Annotated in this window: 7 protein-coding genes; 1 reads left to right on the top strand and 6 read right to left on the bottom strand. The window is 56.3% G+C overall.

The window, feature by feature from the left end; all coding sequences use genetic code 11:
• Window positions 1–122: 122 nt before the first annotated feature.
• The 3 genes from U9R25_08240 to U9R25_08230 all read right to left on the bottom strand — a co-directional run bounded on the left by U9R25_08240 (window position 123) and on the right by U9R25_08230 (window position 3,573).
• Window positions 123–1,526: a DUF362 domain-containing protein gene (locus U9R25_08240; protein ID MEA3335888.1), complete on the bottom strand. Its 1,404-nt coding sequence runs from the start codon at window positions 1,524–1,526 to the stop codon at window positions 123–125.
• A gap of 63 nt (window positions 1,527–1,589) precedes the next feature.
• On the bottom strand, window positions 1,590–2,537 hold the full coding sequence (locus tag U9R25_08235) for a mechanosensitive ion channel family protein (protein ID MEA3335887.1): 948 nt from the start codon (window positions 2,535–2,537) through the stop codon (window positions 1,590–1,592).
• Between the two features lie 43 nt (window positions 2,538–2,580).
• Entirely contained in the window at window positions 2,581–3,573 is a 993-nt protein-coding gene (locus U9R25_08230) for an aldo/keto reductase (GenBank protein ID MEA3335886.1), read from the bottom strand.
• Between the two features lie 492 nt (window positions 3,574–4,065).
• Between U9R25_08230 and U9R25_08225 the strand changes: the two genes are divergently transcribed.
• Window positions 4,066–4,905, top strand: a complete 840-nt coding sequence (locus U9R25_08225) for a hypothetical protein (GenBank protein MEA3335885.1) — start codon at window positions 4,066–4,068, stop codon at window positions 4,903–4,905.
• 27 nt (window positions 4,906–4,932) lie between these two features.
• Here the strand turns inward: U9R25_08225 and U9R25_08220 are convergent, their stop codons facing one another.
• The 3 genes from U9R25_08220 to U9R25_08210 are packed head-to-tail and all read right to left on the bottom strand — an operon-like array spanning window position 4,933 to window position 8,326.
• Complete coding sequence (locus U9R25_08220) at window positions 4,933–6,177, bottom strand: ABC transporter permease (GenBank protein MEA3335884.1); 1,245 nt, start codon at window positions 6,175–6,177, stop codon at window positions 4,933–4,935.
• A 2-nt stretch (window positions 6,178–6,179) separates the two neighbouring features.
• Complete coding sequence (locus U9R25_08215) at window positions 6,180–7,409, bottom strand: ABC transporter permease (GenBank protein MEA3335883.1); 1,230 nt, start codon at window positions 7,407–7,409, stop codon at window positions 6,180–6,182.
• A 23-nt stretch (window positions 7,410–7,432) separates the two neighbouring features.
• Entirely contained in the window at window positions 7,433–8,326 is an 894-nt protein-coding gene (locus tag U9R25_08210) for an ATP-binding cassette domain-containing protein (protein ID MEA3335882.1), read from the bottom strand.
• Between the last annotated feature and the right edge of the window lie 196 nt (window positions 8,327–8,522).

Below are 8,522 nucleotides of genomic sequence, written 5' to 3'. Positions count from 1 at the left end.
GTTTCCCCCCCCGGCGGGGGGCGCCGGGTGTCCAACCCCGGGCCGCCGCGGCATGAAGAGTATCTTGAACTCGACTCTCAGTTGAACCGGTGGATGGTTTTTCGGCCATCGGTTTCAACGTCTCACTCGCTGTCGTTTCCCCGCAACCTGCTAATCAGGAACCAGAGCACCCCGAGTACCACAGCAACAGCAGCCAGGCCGCCAATTGCCAGACTGGCTTCGCTTTCGCTCACAGCGGGCGAGGTCTCCTCATGGCCTGCCGAGAGTCGCTGCTGCTTGCGTGAGGCAAACTCGGGTGCCTCCGTAATAGTAGTTCCCAGAATCGTCAATGATTGCAGGAAGGCGGCAAAACCGGTGAGTTGAAGCTCCGGGGCTTCCTGCCCGACGTCGGCGAAACCATTTTCGTCGGGAGTGAGGACCTCCCAGTTCCGGAACAAGCGGCCCCATTCGCTGTTAAGAGCAGCCTGCATTTTCGGTTTTCCGAAGAAAGGATACCAGAAGGTATCGTGGTAGAGTACCGATGCAATGTAGGACCATGGCGCCAGCACAGTTTTCAAAGACCATTCCAAGGGGGCTTTGAGCGGACCCCAATAGATCTTGTGTTGCATCCTCGATGCGAAGGTCATCTCACGGAATGGGCCCTCGAAATGCCAATTCTGCTGGCCAGTTTCCTCGTCTCCCACCAGCTCTATCTGGTCCGGGTCGCCACAGCCCAATCCCATCTCGTGGGCGATGCGAATAAACTTGATCGACATGGGATCAATGCCCATAAGCTTTGCCGCTATTGCGTCGATTGCTACCTGGTCCTCGCTGGCCAGGATCACATTCTTCACGTAGGGCACCATGCAGCGCGGGCCCGGGCCATCCCCGGCAAAGGTGCCATCCATCACTGCGAAGACGCCCCGATGGATCTCTTTCTGGATCATCAAAAGATCTACCAGCGTCTCGTGGATCACAGGATGGGTCCAATGGCGGCGCTCATTCAGAAGGCCGCCAAATGCGTTCTTCATCGCGCCGGTCGTGGTCGTGAATATGTGCGTTTTAACCGTGGGCAGATGGATGATGTTCTCCCCGATGAAACGTTTCGGGATGTAGAACCCATCCGGATAGACCTCATTCAAGGCCAGAAACTTGTCAGCAAGATCGCCCACTGCATCGCGGATATGTATCCATTCCTCGCCCTCATAGAGGTGGATATTGCGCAGGCCGTGGGCATCCACGACGTTTACCTGCTTGTTTTCTCTTTCACCCAGATGGGAGTCGATTACAACTGTGCGGTTGTGGCAGGCATGGATCAAGTCCTTGTCGTAGCCATCCTGCTCCATGGCCCGGATAACCCCCTCCAGTTGCCAGGGAGTGGTCGAACTAGCGGGGTAAAAGAAGTGCCACGAGATATTGATCTTGAGGGCTGTATCCACATCACGGGCGATCACCTCCCGATAATCGGCCAGGTTCATCAACCTGTGATAATCGGACAGCACCGTCTGCGGAGAAGTACTTAGAACTGCAACTTTGCTCTTTGCCATTTTTGGCCTCCTCAAGGCCGCGCAGGGGCAGATGGTTCATCCGCCCACAAACAGAGAATTGGATTATCTACTGACAGGGGGTCCACCAACGCCAGGTTTCCCTTCATCGGGATTGCGGAAGAATCGTTGTGTCGGGTAAGCAAGAGCGATGTCCGGTTCGGCTGCGAAAGCCCGTAGCACATCCTCCCAGATGGCTTGCTCCATCTGTCGGGGTCTCCGAACGCCTGCCACAAATCGCATCGCCATTTCGATGCCGTGATCCACGACTCGAGTATACACCGCCGGTTCAGCGTTTCCAGTGGCAAATATCAGTTTGGATGATGCCTGCTCCAACTCAGTTTCTGCATCTGGCACAAGATCCGCTGCATGTTTTTCCACGATTTCGGTCAAGATCGATTTGGCCTTTTCCCAATCGCTTTCGAATGTGATTACCACCGGGACCTCGTGCCATATGAACTCGAAACCTTCGCTTTCATTCTTCACTGCCTGCGAGAAAACGAACCGGTTAGGTACATGAACGACCTTGCCGGTCAACTGACGCGCACTGCTGTTGTCAGGTGCCCCCACTTCCAGCAGCGAAAAAGTGAGGGGATCCTGGTCGGCAACGTCCCCGCGTACATCGTCAAGAGCGACGCGGTCTCCGAGAACGAACGGTTTTCGCCACAGGATATAGGCCCAGGCAGTAATGTTGGTCAGAGGTTCATTCAGAGCAATGATCAGCCCTGCCAGAATAAGACCCAGAATCGTGGCAAACCCACCGATTCCGCTAAACCAGACGGCACCGATAGCAACGATTCCGATTCCCGTAATTGCGTAACTTACAAGTTTGGTCCAGCGGTAGCGATCGGCAGACTTCAGGTCCTGCCGGTAGATGTAGCGCATGGCCAGTCGCCGCAGCAATACCAACCCAACGATGATCAAGACCGAAAGCAGCAGATTGCGCGTGAAGTCCGCGGTGGTGATGGTACTCGTCGCTGATGCGATCGATTGATAGATGTCGGTGGGATTCATGTGTTATCGATCGAAATAGTCGGCCCTCGGAACAACGCCAGGTTTAGCGAAACACCTGTTCCTGGTCCGGCTTGTTGTCGAGAATCGTCTCGATCTGCTCCATGACCTCAGGCGTGAGCTTTTCAACCACGTCCAACGCCTTCATGTTCTCCTCGACCTGCTCCGGTCGACTTGCCCCGGTAATGACGGTACTGACATTGGGATTCTTCAAGCACCATGCCAGGGCCAACTGTGCCTGGGAACAGCCCAGATCATCAGCGACCGGCTTCAAATCACCCGCCCTGGCGATGTTTTTCTGACCCTGTTCGCTTTCAAATCTATCACGAAGCCATTCATAACCGGGCAGTGAAATGCGGGTGCCCTCAGGGATCCCGTCGTCATATTTCCCCGTTAGAATTCCACCTGCCAGAGGACTCCAGATGGTTGTGCCCAAGCCAATCTCCTCGTACAGAGGGGCATATTCCCTTTCAACACGCTCGCGATGCAGCATGTGATACTGAGGTTGCTCCATCGTTGGAGGAATCAAGTGCTCGCGACGGGCAATGTGGTAGGCCTCCAAAATGTGGAGGGCGCTCCACTCACTGGTACCCCAATAAAAAGCCTTTCCCTGGTCGATCAAAAAGTTCATTGCCCGGACCGTCTCCTCGATGGGCGTGTTCTGGTCAGGCCGGTGGCAGAACACCAGGTCCACGTAATCCATCTGGAGCCGCGCCAGGGCTGCGTTCGTGCCCTCGATGATATGTTTGCGAGAGAGGCCTCCATCGTTGGGACCACCGCCTCCCCAGAAGATCTTGGTGGAAACGATGAGATCGGAGCGCTTCCAGCCTGCACGCTTGATGACATTGCCCATGATGACCTCCGCCTCGCCGGCGGCATATCCCTCGGCATTGTCGAAAAAGTTGACACCGGAATCAAAGGCTGTTTTCATACAATCATAGGCCTGGTCCTCTCCAAACTGAGAACCAAAGGTGACCCATGATCCCAGGGAAAGAGCAGAAACCTGCAATCCCGATCTGCCAAGAAAACGATAATCCATTAGAAAGGCTCCTATCTGGTATGGGGTGGCATTTTTACCGACACCTGAACTGAGTACTCCAGTTGCCGACAATTCGATTGTACCACAACCATGCCATTCTGACAGAAGTTGCCTTGGTCAGGAACGTGCCGAACACTGGCTGCATCCCGAGTAGGCCGCCGCGAGGCACGACGCCAGCGGGCGGTGCGTGACGTCACGCCAGCAGGCGTACCGTGAGGTAGCAGACGGTACGAGAGCTAGCCAGCCAGGCCGTATCGAAGGGTGCGGGTAATGGTGTCCGCGGTCCTTTCATTTGGGCTCGGTCGGGCCCACTCCGCTGGCACTGCGGGAGGCTTCGCACAGACCGGCCCAAGCTCAAACGAGCGTTGAATGTGGTTTTTTCTGGTGGCCCAGCTGCCGTGGTATAATTGGGCCTCGTACCTATGGGCCTGAAGAGTCCTTGTTTTTCCTGTGGACAGACGGCCCAAATCCTCAACCAAGGATGAAAACCAAATGAAAAATGCACCCGGGAGGGGTCGGCAGTCCGGCCTCTTTTCAAAATCATCGATAATGACGGGACGCTTGCCCCATCGCGGTACCTTGTTGATACTGTTGATTGTAAGCCTGATCGCCATCACGGCATGTGGCCCGCAAACAGCGGTGGAAACAACCCCGACCCAGGTCCGGTCCATGGTACCAACCTTCACACCGACCAGCGCTGCTGTGGCTGCGGTCACAAAGACCCACATAGCCATGTTGATGGCCACGGCCACGCCAACCGAAACAGCGACCTATACGCCAGTCCCGACCGACACACCGGTGCCGACTGATACGCCGGTGCCTCCGACAGCAACACCGACCGACACACCGGTGCCCACAAATACGCCCAAGCCCAGGCCAACGGCTAAGCCGCTGCCGCCAACGCCAACACCCAAACCGGCGGCCCCCGATCCCTGCGCGGGTATCGGCGGCGATGGCTGCAAGTTCAACGTACGGGGCGGGCCTTCCTTTGCTGCCAACGGCGGCACGGAGTTAAAGCTGACTCTTGCTTTCGTTCACGGCGGGCGCGGCGGCGAGGCCCAGGGCAGTTATTTCATCTGGCTGGAGAAGGATGGCGTGGGCAAACTACCGATCTCCGACAGCACACGCAGCTGGCCCGGGGACAAACGTTCGGGGCCCAATGGGCAGTACAACTACGAGTACAAGCTATCGCCCAATCAGCTGGGTGGCAGTGTGGCCGGATGTTACGAGGGTTGGGTGCTCGATGGCAATGGCGAACGAGATAGCCAGAACTTCCGCATGTGTGTCCCAGAGGGCCAGGGGGAAGTCTGGATCAAGTTCGATCAGGGATAATCGCCTGCGAGACCGGCGAGGCGCTGTTCAGGCCCGTCCCAACAGCGCCTCATAATATCCCTTGACCGAAAAAGTTTGTCCGGACAGCAGATACTTCGCTCTGAACAGACGAGCTACCAGTCTCACAATCCAGATCGCCGTCAGGAACTGCAGCACGGCAGCCAGCGTGGCCTGCCAGAGGGGCACCTCGGTCACCGACATCCGGGCGATCATGCCCACCGGCGATGTGAGGGGGAACAGACTCACAAACAACGCAATAGGGCCGTTGGGATTCAGGATGACAACGATCATAAACATGTAAGCTACGATCATGGGACCCATGATGACGAGCACCGCGCTCCTCGCCTCCTTGGGGTCAGACGACATGGCGCCTGCACCGGCCATCTGGGCACTGTAAACTGAAAAGCCGCCCAGGAAATAGACGAAGGCCCAGAACAGCATCTGCATGGGGGGATCAAAATCGGGCGGCACGGACAGCGCCGATCCGCCCTTGGTTGCCACAAGGAACAGTATCGCGAGCCACACGGCAGTCGAGAACAAGCCCAGAATCCCCAGGGCCAGGATCTTGCCGGTGATCAACTGCACGGGCGACAGCGAGGTCATCAGGACTTCGACAATCCGGTTCTTTTTTTCGTCGGCCACCGCGTTGAGCAGGGTACTGGCCGGCATCATGATCGCCATATAGAGCACCAGCACCATCAATGTGGGAAACATTTCAGATATCCAGGATTCCGAGGCACTATCCGTTTCGGCTGGCGAAAGCTGCATTCTGGACAGTTCCATTGGCTGCATGAATTGTTGTGCCAGCGCGTCGTCTCCGTCCAGCATGTTTGCCAGCAGCATGCGTTCCAGACTGCCCGTGGAAACCCGGTCCTCGATAGGATTGTAGCGCGGCGCCACATAGGTGAGTCCGCCGCGTTCCAGATAATCCTCCGGGATCACATAGTAACCATCGATCCCGGCTGCCTCCAGGGCAGCCCGAGCCTGCCCTTCCGTCGCAAATGCCGTCAGCGTCCCCGCCGGCATGCCATCCGGGCGCACTTCAGTCAGGGGCGCCAGATCTACATAGCCATGGCGCGGCATCTTCGCACTCGACAACGGTGGCGCGTTGTCAACCTGAACCGCTGCCGGCGCGGAATCCCGCTTCAATAGCACGAAGCCCAGGGCAACGAGGCCAAGCACCAATGGCAGCACAAACGCAAACAGCAAAAAAGTCTTGCGATGAAGGGTAGTGCTTATCTCGCTAACCATGACCAACAACATCTTTTTCATGCTCAACCTGACCTTGCCTGTGCCGCCGGCGATCCCGTTGATCTCCTCTGGAAAATGTCACCCACCGGCAATCGGCTGCCGTAGCGCAACATGCTCAACCTGAAGGCCCGTCCCGCCAACCAGATCAGCGCGATCGCAAAGATGGCAGACAGCGCGGCAGCGGCGATGAACTGCCAGGCAGGCACCTCCATGAAGAGGCTGCGGACCGCCAGCACAGGCACCGCCGTGAACGGAAGGATGCTGGCAGCCACCGGCCCTGGGCCAGCAGGATTCCTGGCAATCGGAACCAGAAAGTAGAGTGGAACCATCAAAACAATAAACATCAGTGGACCTATCTGATGCGCTTCCTGAGAGTCGATCAGCGTCGATCCCAACATCGTCATCAAGGCAGCAATAGACAGGAACGCGGGTACTGCGACTGTGCCCAACAGCAGAGTGTCCCGCCAGTTGACCTGGATCTCCTTCAGCCACGAAACGTCGAACAGTTGGGCAGCGATCCAACCTGCCGCCGCAAGGAAAAACGTCCATGCCAGGAACAGCAGGAACCCCATGGCCGCGATCCCCAGGATCTTGCCGGCCATCAAGCGACCCACCGATATCGAGGTGGCCAGGATCTCCATGGTGCGATTCTCTTTTTCCTCGACCACCGCCTCCATAAGTGTGGCGGACACGATCATAACCAGGAAGGCGAATAGGACTGCCATCACCACCACGAGAAGGCTGCCCGGTGGCGGACCACTGTCAGGGAACTCCCGTTCGACATCGACGGCCTGCACAGATATCCGCGGTCCGGCAAGGGCGCGATCTACGACGATCTGGTCGAAATCCGCCAACAGATTGACGCGCAGCACATCGTTGAAATGCCTGGTGGCCCAACCAGGTAGCCGGTCGAAGGAAATCAACTCGACCTTTGGGTCGGCCGGGTAATCTGGCGGTAGAATGAAAAACGCGTCGATCTGGCCGAGATCGAGGGCTGCCCGAGCCGCGTCAGCTGAGTCGAAGTCGACCAGGACCACTCCTGATTCAGCGGCTGGCGTGGAGGCCACGGCGAGAAATCCAGCCTGATCTACATAGCCGACCGTTGCTGTTTCCTCGGTCAGATTTTCCACCAGGGCACCCATGCCAATGGAAAACGCCAGAAACAGGGGGAGACTCAGTACGGCAAACAAGAATCCCCTCGAAAGCACCTCTTTTCGAAATTGTTTTTCGGCAACCAAACGCAGCTTTGACATCACGCTCTTCCAATCCTGTCCATCTACTGCTCGTTTACGGTCCGGATGAAGATTTCGTCCAGCGTCGGCACGGCAATCTCAAACTGTTCCACGGTGGCATGATCTGCCATGAGCTGCCGCAATATCTCCTGCGGAGCGGTCTGATCTGCCAGAACCAGTTGGATGGATCCGTTTTTCTGTATGGTGTCCTGCACGCCGGTCAACGCCGGCAGGTCACCGTCGACCTTGACCATCACTGCGTGCCCGGAGAAATCGCGACGAATCTGCTCCAGGGGTCCGTACAGCACGTTCTGTCCCTGGTTGATGAGCACGATACGATCACAAAGTTCTTCGACCTGATGCATCATATGGGTCGACATGATAATGGTCGTTCCCTTATCCTTCAGATCGAGCAGCAAGGTTTTGACCAGCTGGGTGTTGACAGGATCCAATCCGCTGAACGGCTCATCCACAATCAGCAATTCGGGCCCATGCACTACCGTATTGATGATCTGCGCCTTCTGTTGCATGCCGCGGCTGAGTTCCTTGACCTTTTTGCGCCTGTGCTCTGCAAGATCAAAGCGGTCCAGGTATCCGTCCAGCCGGTTGCGGGCTTCCCTTCGAGAGAGTCCCTTCAAAGTTGCCAGGTACACCAGGCAGGACTCCAGCGGCATGTCCTGATAAAGACCCCGTTCCTCAGGCATGTAGCCAATGCGGTCCATCTTGTCTTCAGACATTGGACCGCCCAGGATTGATACCTGGCCGCGATCGGGTTTGAAGATATCCAAAATGAGACGAATCGTAGTCGTCTTTCCTGCACCATTTGGACCAAGCAGCCCAAAAATCTCGCCGGCCTGAACGGAGAAAGTCACATCAGAAACTGCCTGTACCGGGCCAAAGGCCTTAGCGACATGAGAGACCTGAACACTGCTGGTCATGATCTGTCCCTTTCGTGCTTGTGATAGGAAGGTGACAAGTAGACAAGTAGACAAGTAGACAAGTAGACAAGTAAATAAGTAAATAAGTAGACAAGTAGACAAGTAAATAAGTAGACAAGTAGACAAGTAAATAAGTAGACAAGTAGACAAGTTAGCCGCCCTTGTTTCCTTGTTTCCTTGTTTCCCTGTTTCCTTG

The sequence above is a fragment of the Chloroflexota bacterium genome, from assembly GCA_034717495.1.
In the GTDB taxonomy this organism is placed as follows: Bacteria; Chloroflexota; Anaerolineae; order JAAEKA01; family JAAEKA01; genus JAYELL01.
The sequence above is the reverse complement of the archived record's forward strand: the minus strand, read 5'-3'. Positions and strand labels throughout refer to the sequence as shown.

Coding starts and splice junctions, on each gene's coding strand:
- U9R25_08220 (MEA3335884.1), bottom strand. CDS start 6,177: ATGAAAAAGATGTTGTTGGTCATGGTTAGCGAGATAAGCACTACCCTT.
- U9R25_08235 (MEA3335887.1), bottom strand. CDS start 2,537: ATGAATCCCACCGACATCTATCAATCGATCGCATCAGCGACGAGTACC.
- U9R25_08215 (MEA3335883.1), bottom strand. CDS start 7,409: ATGTCAAAGCTGCGTTTGGTTGCCGAAAAACAATTTCGAAAAGAGGTG.
- U9R25_08225 (MEA3335885.1), top strand. CDS start 4,066: ATGAAAAATGCACCCGGGAGGGGTCGGCAGTCCGGCCTCTTTTCAAAA.
- U9R25_08230 (MEA3335886.1), bottom strand. CDS start 3,573: ATGGATTATCGTTTTCTTGGCAGATCGGGATTGCAGGTTTCTGCTCTT.
- U9R25_08210 (MEA3335882.1), bottom strand. CDS start 8,326: ATGACCAGCAGTGTTCAGGTCTCTCATGTCGCTAAGGCCTTTGGCCCG.
- U9R25_08240 (MEA3335888.1), bottom strand. CDS start 1,526: ATGGCAAAGAGCAAAGTTGCAGTTCTAAGTACTTCTCCGCAGACGGTG.